This window comes from Mesorhizobium sp. M1078 (assembly GCF_040318615.1).
Taxonomy (GTDB): Bacteria; Pseudomonadota; Alphaproteobacteria; order Rhizobiales; family Rhizobiaceae; genus Mesorhizobium.
Window position 1 is genome coordinate 153,586 of the sequence record NZ_JAMYMP010000006.1, and the last position, 17,780, is coordinate 171,365.

Here is a 17,780-nt window from a genome sequence, read left to right on the forward strand (position 1 = left end):
GACAAAAGGGACCGGACCAATGCGCATCGAGCGTCGTTTCACCAAGCCAGGCCAATCAGCTTACGCGGAGATCGAATTCCGCAAGGCGCTTTCGGAGATCAAGAATCCGGACGGCTCGGTGGTGTTCCGCTTGGACAATATCGATGTGCCGGCGCAGTTCTCGCAGGTTGCCGCCGACATCCTGGCGCAGAAGTATTTCCGCAAGGCCGGCGTGCCCGCGCGCCTGAAGAAGGTCGAGGAGAACGGCGTCCCCTCCTTCCTGTGGCGCTCCGTCGCCGACGAGGCCGAGCTTGCCAAGCTGCCGGAAGCCGAGCGCTACGGTTCCGAAATCGACGCCCGCCAGGTCTTCGACCGGCTGGCCGGCACCTGGACCTATTGGGGCTACAAGGGCGGCTACTTCAAGTCGGAAGAAGACGCCAGCGCCTTCCGCGACGAACTCGCCTATATGCTCGCCACCCAGCGCGTTGCGCCGAACTCGCCGCAATGGTTCAATACCGGCCTGCACTGGGCCTACGGCATCGATGGCCCGAGCCAGGGCCACTATTATGTCGACCCGTTCACCGGCAAGCTGACCAAGTCGAAGTCCTCCTACGAGCATCCGCAGCCGCATGCCTGCTTCATCCAGGGCGTGCAGGACGATCTCGTCAACGAAGGCGGCATCATGGACCTGTGGGTGCGTGAAGCGCGTCTGTTCAAATATGGCTCGGGCACCGGCTCCAATTTCTCGATGCTGCGCGGCGAAGGCGAAAAGCTGTCGGGCGGCGGCCGTTCGTCCGGCCTGATGAGCTTCCTCAAGATCGGCGACCGCGCGGCGGGCGCCATCAAGTCGGGCGGCACCACGCGTCGTGCGGCCAAGATGGTCATTGTCGACGCCGACCATCCCGATATCGAGGAATTCATCGACTGGAAGGTCAATGAAGAGCAGAAGGTGGCGTCGCTGGTCACCGGCTCCAAGATCGTGAAAAAACATCTCGAAGCGATCATGAAGGCCTGCATCAATTGCGAAGGCCATGATGACGATTGCTTCGACCCGTCGATCAACACCGCGCTGAAGCGCGAGATCAAGGCGGCCAAGAAGTCGGCGGTGCCGGAGAACTACATCTATCGCGTCATCCAGTTCGCCAAGCAGGGCTACACCTCGATGTCGTTCAAGACCTACGACACCGACTGGGATTCCGATGCCTACCTCACGGTCTCGGGCCAGAACTCGAACAATTCGGTGTCGCTGAAGGACAATTTCCTGCGCGCCGTCGAGAACGATGCCGACTGGCATCTGACCGCCCGCAAGGACGGCAAGGTGCTGAAGACGCTGAAGGCACGCGACCTCTGGGAAAAGATCGGCTACGCCGCCTGGGCGTCCGCTGACCCGGGACTGCATTTCAACACGACGATGAACGACTGGCACACCTGCGCTTCGGCCGGTGCGATCCGGGCCTCCAATCCGTGCTCGGAATACATGTTCCTCGACGACACGGCCTGCAACCTGGCCTCGATCAACCTGCTGCCTTACCGCAATGCCGACGGCACGATCGACATCGCCGCCTATGAGCACACGGTGCGGCTGTGGACCGTCGTCCTCGAAATCTCGGTGATGATGGCGCAGTTCCCGTCGAAGGAGATCGCCAAGCAGTCCTACGAATACCGCACGCTCGGCCTCGGCTATGCCAACATTGGCGGCCTGCTGATGACGTCCGGCATCCCCTATGACTCCGACGAGGGCCGCGCCATCTGCGCAGCGCTCACCGCCATCATGACCGGCACTGCCTATGCCACCTCGGCCGAGATGGCCGGCGAGCTCGGCGCCTTCGCCGATTACGACCGCAATGCGCAGAACATGCTGCGCGTCATGCGCAACCATCGCCGTGCCGCCTATGGCGAAAAGCAGGGCTACGAGAAGCTCGCCGTCAATCCGGTGCCGCTGGTCGCGTCCGACCTGAAGCAGCAGGAACTGGCCGCGCACGCCAAGGCTGCCTGGGACCGCGCCATCGAACTCGGCGAGGAGCATGGCTACCGCAACGCGCAGGCGACCGTGATTGCGCCGACCGGCACGATCGGCCTGGTCATGGATTGCGATACCACCGGCATCGAGCCCGACTTCGCGCTGGTGAAGTTCAAGAAGCTCGCCGGCGGCGGCTATTTCAAGATCATCAACCGCGCCGTGCCGGAAGCGCTGCGCACACTGGGTTACTCAGAAAGCCAGATCGCCGAGATCGAGGCCTATGCGGTCGGTCACGGCAACATGAACCAGGCGCCGGCGGTCAACCCCGGCTCGCTCAAGGCGAAGGGCTTCACCGACGACAAGATCGCGGCGCTTAACGCAGCACTGAAGTCGGCCTTCGACATCAAGTTCGTCTTCAACCAGTGGACGCTCGGCGCCGACTGGGTGAAGGAGACGTTCGGCTTCACCGATGAGCAGCTCAACGACTTCTCGTTCGAGATGCTGCCGGCGCTGGGCTTCTCCAGGAAGGACATCGAGGCCGCCAACATCCATGTCTGCGGTGCGATGACGCTGGAAGGCGCGCCCTTCCTCAAGGCCGAGCATCTCGCGGTGTTCGACTGCGCCAGCCCGTGCGGCAAGATCGGCAAGCGCTCGCTGTCCATCAACAGCCACATCCAGATGATGGCGGCGGCACAGCCCTTCATCTCCGGCGCCATCTCCAAGACCATCAACATGCCCAACGATGCGACGGTGGAAGACGCCAAGGGCGCTTACATGCTGTCGTGGAAGCTGGCGCTGAAGGCCAACGCGCTCTATCGCGACGGCTCAAAGCTGTCGCAGCCGCTCAATTCGTCGCTGCTCGCCGACAGCGAGGATGACGAGGACGACGCGGTCGAGCAGCTGATCGCTGCGCCCGCTTCACAGCGCGCCGTGCAAGTGACCGAGAAGATCGTCGAACGCGTCATCGAACGTCTCTATCGCGATCGTGAAAAACTGCCGAACCGCCGCAAGGGATACACCCAGAAAGCGGTCGTCGGCGGCCACAAGGTCTACCTGCGCACGGGCGAATTCGATGACGGCCGCATCGGCGAGATCTTCATAGACATGCACAAGGAAGGCGCTGCATTCCGGGCGATGATGAACAACTTCGCCATCGCCATTTCGCTCGGCTTGCAATATGGCGTGCCGCTCGAGGAATTTGTCGAGGCCTTCACCTTCACCAAGTTCGAGCCGGCCGGCATGGTGCAGGGCAATGACGCCATCAAGAATGCGACGTCGATCCTCGACTATGTGTTCCGCGAGCTCGCTGTGTCCTACCTCGGCCGCCACGACCTCGCCCATGTCGACCAGTCGGATTTCGACAAGACGGCGCTCGGACGCGGCATCAACGAAGGCAAGGCGACGCCGTTCTCGAAGGGCCTTACCCGCGGCGCGTCACCAGTGAAGTTGGTGTCGGGCTTAGGTGGCGAACCCAAGGGCTTTGCTGGATCACCTGCCGCGGCCCCTGCCCGGGTCACTCCAACTGCGTTCTCAGGCTCCAACGTGTTGGCGCTTAAACCAGCAAGCGACGAAGCCATCGCCTACAAGCGCGACTATGAGGAGCGAGCCAAGGAATTGGTCGAAGATATTGTTTCCGAGGAGGCTGCCGACCCCACCGGGTTGTTCACCGACGAAGCAGCGAAAGAAGCGGCCGAGGCAAAGGCGCTTGCCTCTACGCGGCGTCAGCAATCCTTGATGCAAGGCTACACCGGCAACGAATGCTCGGAATGCCACAACTTCACCATGGTGCGGAACGGAACCTGCGAGAAGTGCGATACTTGTGGATCGACGAGCGGGTGCAGCTGAGGAAAGTCCTAGCGCTAAAACGCAACATCATCGGCCCGGTCGCAAGATCGGGCCGATTTCGTATAGGCCTTTAAAAAAGCGATTGTTGGATTTCGTTCTCAACTCCGTGGTCGAGCCGGATCACGCCATTAATTAGCCATTGCGGATAGGCTTTGTGAGTACCCATCGCGAGAACAAAACCTTTTCTCGAGTACTCAACCCCAAATCTTTCGGTCATCTTTTGAAGCGTGTCGGTCTCGCCATAGAGCCGTTGCCACTTGAGAAAAGTGGCTTCTATCTCCCAATCCTGACAAGTTCCTTCCCGCAACCCGTCCATCGTTTCGTATTTATATTTGAAAAGAAATGGAGCCGGCTCATACGGAACTAAGCTCTTATCCAGAAATCCAAACAGGCTATTAGCCTCCTGGTCATGCCACATACGAAATCGCGCTTTCTCGTCCTCAAATGTAGCGCGATCTTTTTTTTTCAATCACGAATTCAGCATTCTTCGGTCGAACAAGCGCCAGACTTCGACCTTCCTCCAGTTCAGTGTTGAGGCTAGGAACGACATGCCGCGCTAAGAATTGAGCCCGTGATTTTTCGGACAAACTGCCTGTTATTACGAGAGATTTATGCTCTAGCCTTCGGCTCTCTCTTCTTTGGTCGCCTTTAGGAAGGCTCCAGCCGTACTCAATGGTATCCCACCGACCGAACTTCTGAGCATCTTCTAGCGTCCGGAAAGCTACTGGATATAGCCGAATCCAGTTACCGCTGAAATCTAGCCCTGCACAACAGACCAGCTCGCCGTGAGTTTCTCCAACTCGTGGCGCTGCCTTTACCAAAATCACTGCAGAGTCACGCCGAGAGAGAGATGTCAATCACGCAGCCTTTAGACGAAAGCCCTTCGGAACACCAATATTTTTAATTGAACTCTTCTTAACTTTCAATATCTCTTCACAAATAATCGATCGATGGCAGTCTTTGTGATCCCTTTCAAAACACATTAAACAAATGTTCTTTGTCTCCGCCTGCAGTGCTAATTCACGGATAATTTTCCCGGCTGCCTCATTTGCGATATGGTTTCTGAAGATGCGTTCAAACCGCGGACGATCACCGCTCCGAGCAGCCAACCGCCCCTCTCTGGGGTCACCAAGGATTTTTGTGTGCCTATAGTCGATCGAAGAGTTTTCGAGATGGTTCCTGAGCGAATTTTTGGAGAAGCCTGGTTTTCTCGACAAAGGTAGATCTCTCACGTCGACAAGCAATTCGACCTTCGCCGCCTTCAGTACGGATACGAAGTCGTCAATTTCAGAACCTTCATAGCCAATCGTCAGCAGCGCCATTGGTACATCTCATTGTCTGTTGTAGTGGTCATAGGCGATCAAACTTGTCCGAAGCGTGACGCACGATCAACCATTTGTTGCTGCCCGATTTCGGCGCGGCCTTCTCGGTGTTGGGCACGGTCACCGAAAACACTTCGGCCGCCAGTGCCGCCGGCTCATTGTTCAGCGGCCGGAATTGCATCACCGCGCCCGAACGCGGCTCGCGGTAGGTGGCATGGCTGAGCAGACATTCCTTTGCGCTCGCTGCCTGCACGGCGCCGAGCAGAGCCAGGAAAACGACGGCCAGCCTGCGGACGATCATTGGATGTCTTGTCATGAAAGTGGGCGCCTCAGATAAAGCCGACCAGCCACGCCGCGCCGCCCAGAAACGCGGCCGAACAGACCCACAGCAGCCAAAGCCCGCGCACCCTGCATTCGAGCACTGCCGAGGCCGGGTTGGCCGGGTCGTAACGCACGTCGACCTTGCTGCCCTCGGCATAGCTGCGCGCCTGGCCGCTGACGAGGCCGGGCATTGAAGCGGTGACCGTGGCGCCGAAGGTGACGCGGTCTGAGGTGTAGTGCTGGCCTGCGACGCCGTAGCTGTACACGATGCGGGATTTGAAGACGGTGCTCCAGCGTCGGTGGCTGCTGTAGTTTCGCAGCGTCTGCAGGCCCGAGGAATCGATGCGGCCGGGCGCGACCCGCCATTTTGCCGCCTGCTCGGCAAGCGACTTCTGGACGAAGGCCATGCGCAGGATCATCAGGCCCATGAACAGCAGCAGCGCTCCGGCGCCGAGGTTCTGCGGCTTGGGCAGGTGCGGCCGGATCGCCTCCAGCACGCCACCGAGCGAAAACACCAGCACCACCGTGCCGATCACCAGCCCGGCCGAGAGCTTGACCATGAACTTGAAGGCGCCGTCCGGCAGGGTGCGTTCGATCACGGCCTTGCCCGGATCGGCCGGATTGTAGAAGACGGTCACTTCAGCGCCGGTGGGAAACTGCGCCAGGGTTTCGGTGACTTCGAAATTCCCCAGATTCTCCTTCACGCTGTAGCGCGAGCTTTGAAATTTCTTTTTACCGACCTTGTATTCGAAGGTGATCGCCGGAAAATTGCGCATCTCGGTGGTGTCGCTGCTGTCCGAGCCGACGCCCGACCTTCTGACTTCGCGCGCCTCGACGCGCGACGAGATGATCTTGCCCGGCGCCGGCAGCCAGTGGCTCATCGCCTGCACCTCGCGCCATTTGACGAAGGTGATGAACGACAGACCGCCCGCGATCGCGCAGGCAAATCCGACAATCAGAAATTTGAGCTCTACGTCCACCGCGTCCCCCAGGAGTGCCGGAAGCTGCAAATAGATAGCACGGCGAAGGCAATGTCTTGATTATTCGCAAAGGACGAACCGCCCTTCCTCGGGTATCGAAGCCCCCTCAACTTTGTTAAGAGTCGCCCAAACTGTTAGGAGCCATGAGACCAGGATGACAGCACTGCGCGTTCTCTCGGATGCCTTCATTCCGGAACTCCCGAACCACTACAAAGGCAAGGTCCGCGAGAATTACGATCTGCCGGATGGCCGCCGCATCATCATCGCCACCGACCGGCTGAGCGCCTTCGATGTGATCCTGACCGCAATACCGCTCAAGGGAGAGCTGCTGACGCAGACGGCGCGCTACTGGTTCGAGGAAACGGCGGACATCTGCCCCAACCATGTGCTCGATTATCCCGACCCCAATGTCGTCGTCGGCACCAGGCTCGACATTCTGCCGGTGGAAATCGTCGTTCGCGACTATCTCGCCGGCACCACCAGCACTTCGGTGCTGACGAAATACAAGAACGGCGAACGCGATATGTACGGCATCCGCCTGCCGGACGGACTGCGCGACAATGAGAAGCTGCCGCAGGCCATCATCACGCCGACCAGCAAGGCGCTCGATGGCGGCCATGACGAGCCCTTGACGCGCGACGAGATCCTGACGCGCGGCCTGCTGTCGGAAGAGCAATGGGACACAGTCTCGCGCTATGCGCTGGCGCTGTTTGCGCGCGGCAAGGCGTTGGCCGCCAAGCGCGGCCTGATCCTGGTCGACACCAAATACGAGTTCGGCACGGACAAGGATGGCGCCATCGTCCTTGCCGATGAAATCCATACGCCCGATAGCAGCCGCTACTGGCTTGCGGCAAGCTATGAAGAGCGCTTCAAGGCGGGCGAGCGGCCGCAAAGCTTCGACAAGGACTTTATTCGCGCCTGGGTGACCGCGCGCTGCGATCCCTACAAGGATCGTATTCCGAAAATCCCCGCCGAGCTCATCGAGCAGACATCGCGTGTCTATACGCAGGCCTTTGAGACCATCACCGGCAAGACCTTCACCGCCGATATCTCGGGAAAGACGGTGCTGGACCGCATTCGCGAGAACCTGCGACCTTATTTCTGACGGCGGCTGGCGGCCGCCGGTCAACTTGCCGAGGTCGCGGACGCGGACGGTTCTGGCGGAGCGCGCCACGTGCCGAGATATGATCCGCACAGGATGAGCGCGAAGGCCGCGACAATGCCGATATCGAGCGGCTCCGAAAGGACGAGCACGCCGGCTGCCACGGAGACGGCGGGCGCCACATAGGTGATGACGACCGCCCGTTCGGGGCCGATCTCCCGCACCAGCAAGAAGTAGGTGGCGAAGGCAATCGCCGTGCAAAACACGCCAAGACCGAGGATTGCGCCAACCACCGTTGTCGACGGCATGGCCGCCGGCCAGGCCAACGCCGCCGGCACGGCGTAGATCAGCGCGGCCCCTGCCAGACAGACTGCCGTCAGCGAGGTAGCCGGCACATCGTTCAGCCAGCGCGACGCGACGATCGAACCCGAGGCATAGCAGGCCGCTGCCATGAGAATCTCGACGACCGCGAGAAATCCGCCACCCAAGGTCGGCAGCGCCAGCACGAAAACACCGGCAAAACCGAGGAAAAGGCCGGTCCAGCGGCGTATCCCCAGCCGCTCATCCGAGCCCATCAGCTTTGAGAGCGCGACGGTTACGGCCGGCGTCATGGCAATCAGCAGTCCGGCGGTGGAACTGTCGATGCTGACTTCGCCATGGGTGATCAGCCCCCATGGCAGGATCATCTCGACCAGACAGAATGCGGCGACCGCCCGCCAATGTGTCTTCAGCCATCCGAAACTGCGCTGGACAAGGACGAAGGGTAGCAGCGCCAGGGCGCCGACGGCTGTTCGGGCAAAGACCAGGAAGGGCACCGACACCTCGGCAACCGCCAGCTTGATCAACAAATAGGGAATGCCCCACAGGAGGCTGAGCAGCACGAACAAAAACAGTCCGCGGCGCGTCATGACGGCCTCACAGCCAGAAAGGTGGTCCACTCTTCGCGATCGCGGCCGACGTTGAATTCGTCTCCGACAAGAACCAGCCCGGCGTTTTCGAGTCGGGCCGCGAAGTCGTCCCTGCGCCAGTAGACCGTATGATATTCGCCGCTCTTCTCGCCATCGCCAATGCGCATCGAGACGAGGAAGGCGCCGCCCGGCCGCAGCGACCCGGCAATCTTGGCAAGCATCTGGTCGGCCTGCTCGCGCGGCACGTGGATCAGGACGCACAATGCGAGCACCGCGTCGTAGGGGCCGCCGAGATCGTCGGTGATGAGATCGAGAAACTCACCATGCTTGCCGCGTGCGGCCTGCAACTCGAGAAACCGCTTCGTTGCGTCTGTGCGCCGAACCTGGACACCGAGCCCTTCGACGAAGTCCGCATCGTATCCGGGCCCCGAACCGACTTCCAGAATCCGGCCACCTTTGCCGGCGATCTTCACCAGGCGCTTCAGCCATTTCTGTTCTCTTTGGTTCGGAACGTGCCGCACCAGAGCGTCGTAGCGTTCGGCATAGTCCTCATAGGCGTTGATCGTTTGGCGGCTCTTCGCCAGATCCTCGGATGGCACAGTCATCTTTCCCTCCCCTGGTCAAAGAGCTTGCTTAGCCAATGGTGCCGGGAGGCACGCGTCCGTCAAGCATACCGATATCCCTGAGGAAATGATCCGACAGCGAGCGGCGGTCGAGCAGGCCGCGCTTGCGAGGCCTGAACGGCGCGGTGAAGAGGTCGAGCACCGGGCGGCGAAGCGTGTTGTAGAGAGCGATGGTGGTGGTCATTGCCGTATCCTCAGGGTTTGATCCGATGAATGCAGCATGCCGTTTTCCGGGCTTGGTTTCCAATCGAACGTCGCGTAGTATGCATCAGCAGGATTGATGCGTCATGAGCTGGGAACTACCACCATTAGGAGCCATCAGGGTCTTTGAAGCCGCGGCCCGGCTGGGCAGTTTCACCAAGGCAGCCGAAGAACTCGGCATGACCCAATCAGCTGCCAGCTATCAGATAAAGGTGCTGGAAGAACGTGCCGGAACGCCGCTTTTCATAAGAAAAACAAGGCAGATCGCGCTGACCGAGGCCGGACAGCAGCTGGCGCCGCACGCAACAGGCGCGTTCTCGACCCTGGCCGACGCATGGGTCGCCACCAAGGGTGGAGCGACCGGCGTGCTGTCGGTGACGACCATGGAAACCTTCGCATCGAACTGGCTGGCCGTATGGCTTGGAACATTCCAGCTGATGCATCCCGATCTTGCCGTGAAGGTGAATACATCGCACGGGCTGGTCGATTTCACGCGCGGCGACATGGATGTCGGCATTCGCACCGGCAGTGGAAAATGGCCGGGCCTGACGGCTCACTATCTGTTCAAGGCGGACTATACGCCGATGCTCAGCCCGAGACTCGCCGAAAGCGTCGGCGGCATCCACCGCCCCGAGGATCTCTACCAACTGCCGCTATGCTGTGCCGACGATCCCTGGTGGGAAATCTGGTTCAAGGCTGCCGGCGTGCCGTTCGAGCCCGATCGCGTCATCGCTGGCCCGAAACTGGGTACGCAGGCCTATGATGCGATGGCGGCGCTGACCGACAAGGGCGCCGCGATCCTGACCAAAAACCTTTACAGCGCCCTGTTGGAAAAGGGCCAGTTGATACAGCCATTCGGCGTGCTTGGATCGGACGGCGACGGCTATTGGCTGGTGCATCTGGAGAGCCGCCGCAACGCGCCCAAAATCAAGGTGTTTCGCGACTGGGTGCTGGCGCAGACGGCAGAGATACGCGAACGCGAAAAGCGCGACAGCCCTCTAGGCACCGCGATAAAACTCGCCCCCGCCTCAACCCTCAGTCCTTGAAGGTCAACCCGTATCTTGCAACCTGTTCCTTCGGCATATCCGCAAGCGCCTGGCGCGTGGTGTAGCCGCCATAGATCACCTTGCCGTTCTTGATCATCCAGTCCTCGACGTCGGCCTCGGTCACCGTCATCCTGTCGCCCATCTTGTACTTGTTGCCATTGACCGGGACGTCGGCGAGCAGGCCGATATAGGAGCCGTCGCTGTAGCCGACCAGCTGCAGCCAGATATGCTCGGTGGCGCCGTTCTGGGTCAGCGGGAATTTTACCGTGTAGGTGCCGGGTGTGCCGGCGTCCATCAGTTCGTGGAAGCGCTTGAGGGTCGAGCGGCCGCTGTCCTTGGCGGCCTGCATCGCCTTGTCCTCGGTGGAATAGGACACGACGTTCTGCTTCGACTCGGCCAGCGAAGTGCCACTTCCGCCCGGCATGTGGCCGAGCGAGCTGAAAAACCCGTAGCCGACGGCGGCGGCAAGAGCGACAGCCACAACTGGGTTGCGCATGGACCCTCCGAAACCCGATCACGGGCACGTTACCGGAAGGCTGTTGCGATACCGCTAAAGGACAGAGTGAGCGGATCGTTAGCGAGACGCTGAAAATTCAACCCAAGGCGCAGCGGCAGGCAGCGCAGGCGCACCGGCACCGGCCTGACGTTCAGTCGGCGTCGGCGACGGTCGTCTGCCCGCCTGCCCATGCCCGCCAGGCGCGCTCGTCGCCATGGAAGACGTTGAGGTCGATGCGGCCGGTCACGCCGTGCGACAGGCCGGAGCCGGAGTACTGCCAGAACAGCCATTTGCGGCCGGGATAGACTTTTGAGGGATGCCGCGCCACGGCGCGCAGCCAGAACGGATAATCGAGAAACGCACCCCTGAGATTGTCGCGATAGAAATCCGGTGCGGTGTAGATGATGGGCCGCTGGCCGTAATGGCGCTCCAGCTTGTCCATGAACACCTTCATCTTTTCCAGCACGGTGGCCCGCGACGGCCGCCGCTTGCAGGAAGATTCGCCGTTCCACTCGACATCGATTACCGGTGGCAGCGCGCCTTCGACCCTCGGCACATTGCGGATGAACCAGTCGGCCTGCTCGCCCGCGGTGCGGCACCAGTAGAAGAAATGATAGGCGCCGCGCTTCAGCCCGGCGGCGTCGGCATTGCGCCAGTTCTTCATGAACATCGGGTCGAGATGGTCGCCGCCATCGGTCGCCTTGATATAGGCGAAGTTGGCGCCCTGGGCACGCAGCTTGCCCCAGTTGACATTGCCCTGCCAGCGCGAGACGTCGACGCCGTGGACGGCAAGGTAGCGTGGCGAAGCCTTGCCGAAATTGATCGGCTTGGCGTCGCGGAAACCGTAGCGGGTGACCGGCGAGGCCAGCATGGCCGGCGCCGCGCGCGTCAACCGCTTCGGCGCAGACATCAGAGCGGCGGGCTCGAGCTGTGGTCTGGTGCTCCCCTGCGGCGTGCCCGCGACGATGGCCTCTTCTTCCTCGACCATGGAAAAGGGCGGCGCATTGTCGGCCACAGCGTTGTCGGCCACCATGTCGGACCGCATCGGCGCGAGGTCGGCGGTCCCCGCCGGAGCCGCGGTGACCGGCGCGCTCGGACGCACGACCGAACTGGTCGTCTCGTTCGACGGCTGCAAGCCATCGACGCCCGCTGTGGACGAACAGCCGGCAAGCCACAGCGATGCCAACATGAAACTGACGACGCCTGAAATCCGCATCTGGACCTGTACGCAAAACACAACAGACCGAAGGCAAACAGACGCCGCCGGACAAACCGGCCTCGATTACTAACGAGAAATTACCAACAAAGTTTGAATCAAGTTGTTAGGAATTGGCCGGGGTATGTTCGGCGGCCATAACCTACCTTCGTCATTCTAGGGCGAAGCAGTCGCGAAGCGACGTCGCGCAGACCCTGGAAATCCATGCCGTTACATCCATGGCATGAAGACGGTTCAAGATTGAGTTTGGGCGAAACGGGTCGAGCAAGGAAGCCATTCTCGACCGCGACATACTTCGGCCGACGTCACGGCGTGGATCCTCGGGTCAAGCCAGGTCAAGCCCGAGGATGACGAAGGATCATAGCCTTACCTTCCCAGCCATTGCTGCAAACAGGTCTTGGCCACCACATGCGCCGGCGGCACCGACGGTTCGTCGGCGGCCGGGCGGCGGGCACGTTCGAGCAGCAGGCGAACCTGTTCGGGGCGCACGCGGTCACGCTCCATCACCAGGAGGACCATCGGATCGCTCAAAAGCTCATCCAGGGTGTTGATTCTGTCGCTCATCGGTCGTCTCCTCGAATACCGGGCCCGCAGCCGATAGATAGGCAGCCAATCATGGCCCGCCAATGACGCTTTGCCGGCTATGTCGTGGTTTCGGGATTAATTTCCGGTAGGGCAGCGTCAGTTCGGAGGCGGCGCGCCTTCATAGTGCGGCAGACCGTCATCGAGCCGCAGCCAGGGCTGCTTCGAGGCGGTCCACATATGCATTTCCGGCTTGAACAGCGAGGGATCGTCGAGCGAGCCGGTGGTGATGCCGACAATGCCGGCGGAGTCGCGTCGGGAAAACAGCGTGGTGCCGCAAGCGGCGCAAAAGCCGCGCTTGAGGTCCGGAGAGGTGTTGACCGTCGCCACATGCCCCTCGACGGTGACATCGTCGATGCGAAACAAAAGGCGGGCGTTGAAGGCCGCGCCGATCACCTTCTGGCAGCGCCGGCAATGGCAGACGCGCTGGTTGAGCGGCGCCGCCTCGGTGCCGTAGCGCACTGCCCCGCAATGGCATCCGCCCTGGTATTTCGTCATCATTCGAACCCATCGCACTGAAGGTCTCTTGAAAGATATCGACAGGTACCTTTCGGTCAATTGAAAAGCCCTGATGGCGCCATCGATTGCGCTGATACGACCAATCGCTGCGCCAAGGCTCCGTGGTTTCGCAGGCCAAAAAAGCCGGCCGCCTCTTCGAGACGGCCGGCATGCATTTCAGGCAAGCTATTTCGTTTCGCTGAGGACTTCGTCCCAGGTCTTCACCTTGGTTTCGCCATTGAGGAAGGGCAGTGCCGCGGCCGTCAGTTCCGGTGCGAAGAAGACGTCGTAGTGGGTGCGGTTGGGAATGATGGCCAGCCGGTTCTGCGACAGGTTCTCACGCATCCAGCCGGCATCCTTCAGCCCGCCGCCGAGCATCTGGTAGAACTTGATCTCGTGCTCGGGCTTGTACATGTCGCTGTCGCCATAGGCCAGCATAACTGGCATCTTCAGCTTCGCCACATCGGCGGAATAGTCGTAATCCTTGCGCATGAAATTGCCCAGCGCATCGAGCAGTTTAGGGAAATCGTCGGGACGTGGGGCGACGGCGACGTAGGATTTGTACATCGGCGTGTCCTTCATGAAATCGGCGGCGGCCGCGCTCACCTGCGCCTGCTGGCCGCGCATCTCGTCATAGAAGCCATTGGCGGCGAAGCCGGTCGAGACCAGGACCAGCCGGCGCACCGTCTCGGGATGCTGAACGGCCATACGGAAGGCGACGCCGCCGCCCAGCGAATAGCCAAGCACGTCGACCTTGTCATAGCCGAGCGCCTTGACGATACCAGCCATGTCGTCGCCCATCCCCTCCAGGCTGAAGGGTCGCTCGCCGAGCGCGGTGCGGCCATGGCCCTGCAGGTCAACGGCAATGATGGTGCGGTTTTCCGCCAGCTTCGGCAGCAGCGGCGCGAACATGTCCGACGTGCCAAGGCCGCCATGCAGCAGAAGCAGCGGTTCGCCCTTGCCGTAGACGGCATAATAGTAATTCAGGCCGTCGATCGGCAGTAGGCCGGACTTTTCCGGCTTCGGCATGGCTGTTGCTTCGGTGGTCATGGCGGGCTTCGTCTCCTCTGCATTGGCTGGGCCGGGCGCTACGAACAAGGCAGCGACCGAGGCAAGAATGGCGAAATAGATTGGTCTGGACATGTCGGTCTCCTCGGGTTCCGCCCTAAGGACGAGCAAGCACGCCGCGTGCCGACATGCCCTGCGAAAAAATCCGCCGAGGAATGACCGGTTTGGCTGTTGTCGATCGGGTCGCGCGCCTCAGTGGCGCTTGGCCTGCACCAGATAGGCGTCGATCTCGGTCTCGCCGAGCCATTTGGCGGCTTCCAGCCGGTGCAGGCCCTCGACCAGGATGTGGCGCTTGCCGTCATGGCGAACCTGGATCGGCGTCTTCATGCCGTTTTCCAGTATGTCTTCGGCCAGATGCCGGACCGTTTCGGGATGAAGCGTCTTCTTGCGCGCCGTCGGCACGTAGATTTCGTCGACCTTGACCTTCTGCACTCTCAGCATACCGGCTCCCGAGGCGGAAAATGCCGCCTCGCCTGAGATAGTCGGTTTGCCGGGTGCGGCCAAGAGCGGCCAAGCAATTGTGTCGTATGCAATTGCTGGCCCGATCGTTTCCATTTGACGCTTGGCCGGCAGATGGCCGAAATGGCGGCCTGTCACTTTTCCGGTGTTCATGACCCAACTGCCGACCGAATTTCCCGATTTCGGACTGACGCCCGAGCAGCGCCGCGAGGCAGTGCGCGGCCATTACTATGAATGGCCGGGAATGGACGGCGAGCGCGGCGAGATCTGGTGTTATTCCAACCGCTTTTCCTACCGCGCCGGCGAGACCGTGACGCTGCATGTCAGTTCGACAGTGCCGGGCTTCAGCATTGTCATTGTCCGCGACGGCGGCAGCGAGACAAAAGTCTTCGAGCAAACGGGGCTTTCGGCGCGCTGGCAGGATACGCCCGACCAGTGCTCGGTCGAAGGCTGCGGCTGGGAGGCGTCTTTCGAATTTCGCATCGGCAACGATTGGCCATCCGGCGCCTATCGGCTGACGCTGACGGCGGACGGGCGCGACGGCAAAGCTATCCTTTGCCACCACCTCATCATCGTCGCGCTCCTGCCCGGCAGCAAACCCGGTCGCGTGCTGCAGGTGGCGGCGACCGGCACCTGGCTGTCCTACAACACATGGGGCGGCTCCAACGCCTATCAGGGCATCACCGGCGCGGGCCGCGACCAGTATGCGCGCATGGTGTCGACGCAGCGGCCTTGGTGCCGTGGCTTCGTGGTGTTGCCCAAGGACGCGCCGCGCGTGCCGCTGGAGGTTGCCGTGCCGCCGAAAACAGTGCCGCGCTATCCGCACATGGAATGGGCGTACGCCACGGGACATTCGAAGAAATACACCTCCTCCGGCTGGGCGAGCTATGACAGCCACTTCTTCCGCTTTGCCGAGCGCGCCGGCTATGGCGTCGATCTCGCCAGCCAGCACGATTTGCACTTCTCGCCCGAAATCCTCGATGGTTATGACTGTGTGGTCTTCGTCGGCCATGACGAGTACTGGACCTGGGAGATGCGGGACGCCGTCGACAGCTACGTCGAGCGCGGCGGCCATGCGGCGCGCTTTGCCGGCAATTTCATGTGGCAGACAAGGCTCGAGGACGAAGGCCGGCGGCAGGTCTGCTACAAATACCGGGCGCGCGCCGAAGACCCAGCCTACTTCCGAGGCGGCGACGTCACCCGCGCCACCAACTCCTGGGAAGCGCCTGAGATCGGTCGTCCCGGCGCAATGACGTTCGGCCTCAACGCGACGCGCGGCGTCTATGCCGGCTGGGGCGGATGCGCACCGCGCGGCGTGCGCGGCTTTCCGGTCTATCGACCCGAGCACTGGGCCTTTGCCGGCACCGGCATCTATTATGGCGACCTGCTCGGCGCCGACAGCCATGTCTATGGCTATGAGGTCGACGGGCTCGATTTCGAGATACGCGGCGGCCTGCCCTATCCGACACCGGACAGCGGTGCGCCTGACGGGCTGCAGGTGCTGGCCGTCGGCATGGCGAGCCAGGTCGAGGAAAGCGCCGACATCCCGATCGAGGACCAGTTTCTCACCGACGAGGATGGCCGCTTTACGGCCGAAACGCTGTTTGGCGAAGCGACCGACGCCAATCTGGAAAAGGTCAAACGCGGCAACGGCATGATCGTCAATTTCGCGCGCGGCAAGGGCGAGGTTTTCCACGCCGGAAGCTGCGAATGGGTGGCCGGCCTGCTCAGGCAGGATCCGATGGTCGAGCGCGTGACCAGGAATGTAATCGATCGCTACCTCGGAAAGACCTGACATGCAGAAGCCCTCCTCCGCCGGTTCAGAAGTGCGCGCGCCATCGCACCTGTTCTACCTCTCCAGCCTGCGGCGGCCGCTGATCGACCGCGCCGAAGGCATTTATATGTGGACGCAGGACGGCCGCCGCTTCATCGACGGATCGAGCGGGCCGATGGTCGCCAATATCGGCCATTCCAACCGCAACGTGCTCGACGCCATGAAGCGGCAGATGGACCGCGCCACCTTCGCCTACCGGCTGCATTTCGAGAACGAACCGGCGGAAGAACTGGCGCGGGAACTCGCCGGCAAACTGCCGGAGGGCATGGACCGAATCTTCTTCGTCTCCGGCGGTTCGGAGGCGACGGAATCCTGCATCAAGCTGGCGCGGCAATGGGCGGTCGCGACCGGCCAGCCGAAGCGCTGGAAGGTTATCACGCGTTTTCCCTCCTATCATGGCGGCACGCTGGGTTCGCTTTCGATAACCGGCGACGATGCGCTGGCCGAAACGTTCACACCGATGATGCGGGTGATGCCGACCGTGCCGGCGCCGACGGCATGGCGCGACCGCGACAATCTTTCGATGGAGCAGCGCGGCGTCCGCTATGCCGACATGCTGGAGGAGAAGATCCAGGCCGAGGGCCCGGACAGCGTGCTCGCCTTCATCATGGAGCCGATCGGCGGTGCGGCGACTTCGGCCCTCGTCGCACCGGACAGCTATTATCCGCGTATACGCGAGATCTGCGACCGCTACGGCATCCTGCTCATCCATGATGAAGTGATGAGCGGCGCCGGCCGCACCGGAAAATTCCTTGGCGGCGACCATTGGAACTGCAAGCCCGACATCGTCGCGCTGTCGAAGGGGCTTGGCTCCGGCTATGCGCCGCTCGGCGCGCTGGCCGCCCCGATGCGGCTGGTCGAGCCGCTGCTGTCGTCGGGCGGCTTCCAGCATGGCCACACCTATGCTGGCAATCCGCTCGCCTGCGCGGCCGGGCTCGCCGTGCTCGGCGAGATGGACCGCCTCGACCTGATCGCCAATGCCGCCGCGATGGGCGACGTGCTGATGGACGGGCTGAAAGGGCTGGCGAAGCGTTTTCCGTTCATCGCCGATGTCCGAGGCAAAGGCCTGCTCACCGGCGCCGAGATGGTTGCCGATCCCGAAACTCTACGGCCGATCGAACAGGGCAAGAAAGCCACGCAGCGCCTGCTCGACCTCGCCTACGAGCGCGGGCTGATCATCTACGGCCGCAGGGTCAAGGGCGGTGTCGACGGCGACAATTTCATGGTGGCGCCGCCGATGATCGTCACGGCTGAAGAGGTCGGCGAGATCATTTCCATCATCGGCGATTCGCTGGAAGTTCTGGCCGCCGAACTCGACCTGCCGGTCGAAGGCTGAGGGC

General features: G+C 61.7%; 19 protein-coding genes. 5 read left to right on the top strand and 14 right to left on the bottom strand.

The features are described 5' to 3' along the window. The first annotated feature begins 19 nt into the window (after positions 1-19). Positions 20-3,784 carry a vitamin B12-dependent ribonucleotide reductase gene (locus NKH38_RS11220; protein ID WP_352760064.1) on the top strand — a complete coding sequence of 1,255 codons (3,765 nt, stop codon included), beginning with the start codon at positions 20-22 and terminating at the stop codon, positions 3,782-3,784. A gap of 70 nt (positions 3,785-3,854) precedes the next feature. Here the strand turns inward: NKH38_RS11220 and NKH38_RS11225 are convergent, their stop codons facing one another. The 5 genes from NKH38_RS11225 to NKH38_RS11240 are packed head-to-tail and all read right to left on the bottom strand — an operon-like array spanning position 3,855 to position 6,407. After that, a complete protein-coding gene (locus NKH38_RS11225) occupies positions 3,855-4,253 on the bottom strand; it encodes a DUF8757 domain-containing protein (RefSeq protein WP_352760067.1) in 399 nt (132 codons plus the stop codon). Further along, entirely contained in the window at positions 4,225-4,611 is a 387-nt protein-coding gene (locus tag NKH38_RS33320; protein WP_502896586.1) for a DUF8758 domain-containing protein, read from the bottom strand. The genes NKH38_RS11225 and NKH38_RS33320 overlap by 29 nt, the downstream gene beginning before the upstream one ends. A 30-nt stretch (positions 4,612-4,641) precedes the next feature. After that, positions 4,642-5,106 (bottom strand): DUF488 domain-containing protein, encoded by a 465-nt coding sequence (locus tag NKH38_RS11230; RefSeq protein WP_352711981.1) that lies wholly within the window; start codon positions 5,104-5,106, stop codon positions 4,642-4,644. 28 nt (positions 5,107-5,134) lie between these two features. Then, on the bottom strand, positions 5,135-5,422 hold the full coding sequence (locus NKH38_RS11235) for a hypothetical protein (RefSeq protein WP_352760069.1): 288 nt from the start codon (positions 5,420-5,422) through the stop codon (positions 5,135-5,137). Positions 5,423-5,435: 13 nt separating this feature from the next. Continuing rightward, complete coding sequence (locus NKH38_RS11240) at positions 5,436-6,407, bottom strand: DUF3592 domain-containing protein (protein ID WP_352760072.1); 972 nt, start codon at positions 6,405-6,407, stop codon at positions 5,436-5,438. Between the two features lie 163 nt (positions 6,408-6,570). Here NKH38_RS11240 and NKH38_RS11245 point away from each other — a divergent pair, with 163 nt between their 5' ends. Continuing rightward, a complete protein-coding gene (locus NKH38_RS11245) occupies positions 6,571-7,512 on the top strand; it encodes a phosphoribosylaminoimidazolesuccinocarboxamide synthase (protein WP_352518881.1) in 942 nt (313 codons plus the stop codon). A gap of 20 nt (positions 7,513-7,532) precedes the next feature. Here the strand turns inward: NKH38_RS11245 and NKH38_RS11250 are convergent, their stop codons facing one another. The 3 genes from NKH38_RS11250 to NKH38_RS11260 are packed head-to-tail and all read right to left on the bottom strand — an operon-like array spanning position 7,533 to position 9,224. After that, positions 7,533-8,417 (bottom strand): DMT family transporter, encoded by an 885-nt coding sequence (locus NKH38_RS11250; protein ID WP_352760074.1) that lies wholly within the window; start codon positions 8,415-8,417, stop codon positions 7,533-7,535. After that, the gene (locus tag NKH38_RS11255) at positions 8,414-9,022 is read right to left on the bottom strand and encodes a class I SAM-dependent DNA methyltransferase (RefSeq protein ID WP_352760077.1); all 609 of its coding nucleotides are present in this window, start codon (positions 9,020-9,022) and stop codon (positions 8,414-8,416) included. Before NKH38_RS11255 ends, NKH38_RS11250 begins: the two co-directional genes overlap by 4 nt. Positions 9,023-9,050: 28 nt before the next feature. Beyond that, positions 9,051-9,224, bottom strand: coding sequence for a hypothetical protein (locus tag NKH38_RS11260; RefSeq protein WP_023669054.1), 174 nt, complete (start codon positions 9,222-9,224; stop codon positions 9,051-9,053). Between the two features lie 103 nt (positions 9,225-9,327). Here NKH38_RS11260 and NKH38_RS11265 point away from each other — a divergent pair, with 103 nt between their 5' ends. Then, a complete protein-coding gene (locus NKH38_RS11265) occupies positions 9,328-10,287 on the top strand; it encodes a LysR family transcriptional regulator (RefSeq protein WP_023711463.1) in 960 nt (319 codons plus the stop codon). On the opposite strand, the gene NKH38_RS11270 is transcribed toward NKH38_RS11265, so the two are convergent. The 6 genes from NKH38_RS11270 to NKH38_RS11295 form a co-directional block, all read right to left on the bottom strand. Further along, the gene (locus NKH38_RS11270) at positions 10,277-10,783 is read right to left on the bottom strand and encodes a DUF2314 domain-containing protein (RefSeq protein ID WP_023669056.1); all 507 of its coding nucleotides are present in this window, start codon (positions 10,781-10,783) and stop codon (positions 10,277-10,279) included. The genes NKH38_RS11265 and NKH38_RS11270 overlap by 11 nt on opposite strands. A 151-nt stretch (positions 10,784-10,934) precedes the next feature. Further along, the gene (locus tag NKH38_RS11275; protein WP_352760082.1) at positions 10,935-11,999 is read right to left on the bottom strand and encodes a glycoside hydrolase family 25 protein; all 1,065 of its coding nucleotides are present in this window, start codon (positions 11,997-11,999) and stop codon (positions 10,935-10,937) included. 366 nt (positions 12,000-12,365) lie between these two features. After that, positions 12,366-12,563, bottom strand: coding sequence for a hypothetical protein (locus tag NKH38_RS11280; RefSeq protein WP_023684919.1), 198 nt, complete (start codon positions 12,561-12,563; stop codon positions 12,366-12,368). Positions 12,564-12,680: 117 nt separating this feature from the next. Next, positions 12,681-13,079: a GFA family protein gene (locus NKH38_RS11285; protein WP_352760248.1), complete on the bottom strand. Its 399-nt coding sequence runs from the start codon at positions 13,077-13,079 to the stop codon at positions 12,681-12,683. Positions 13,080-13,265: 186 nt separating this feature from the next. Beyond that, entirely contained in the window at positions 13,266-14,222 is a 957-nt protein-coding gene (locus NKH38_RS11290) for an alpha/beta fold hydrolase (protein WP_023739364.1), read from the bottom strand. A 117-nt stretch (positions 14,223-14,339) separates the two neighbouring features. Beyond that, positions 14,340-14,588 carry a ParB N-terminal domain-containing protein gene (locus tag NKH38_RS11295; protein WP_023669061.1) on the bottom strand — a complete coding sequence of 83 codons (249 nt, stop codon included), beginning with the start codon at positions 14,586-14,588 and terminating at the stop codon, positions 14,340-14,342. 169 nt (positions 14,589-14,757) lie between these two features. Here NKH38_RS11295 and NKH38_RS11300 point away from each other — a divergent pair, with 169 nt between their 5' ends. Together NKH38_RS11300 and NKH38_RS11305 are read left to right on the top strand one after the other, a co-directional pair. Further along, entirely contained in the window at positions 14,758-16,401 is a 1,644-nt protein-coding gene (locus NKH38_RS11300; RefSeq protein WP_352760087.1) for a N,N-dimethylformamidase beta subunit family domain-containing protein, read from the top strand. Position 16,402: 1 nt separating this feature from the next. Next, the gene (locus tag NKH38_RS11305) at positions 16,403-17,776 is read left to right on the top strand and encodes an aminotransferase family protein (RefSeq protein ID WP_352760090.1); all 1,374 of its coding nucleotides are present in this window, start codon (positions 16,403-16,405) and stop codon (positions 17,774-17,776) included. Positions 17,777-17,780 lie beyond the last annotated feature (4 nt).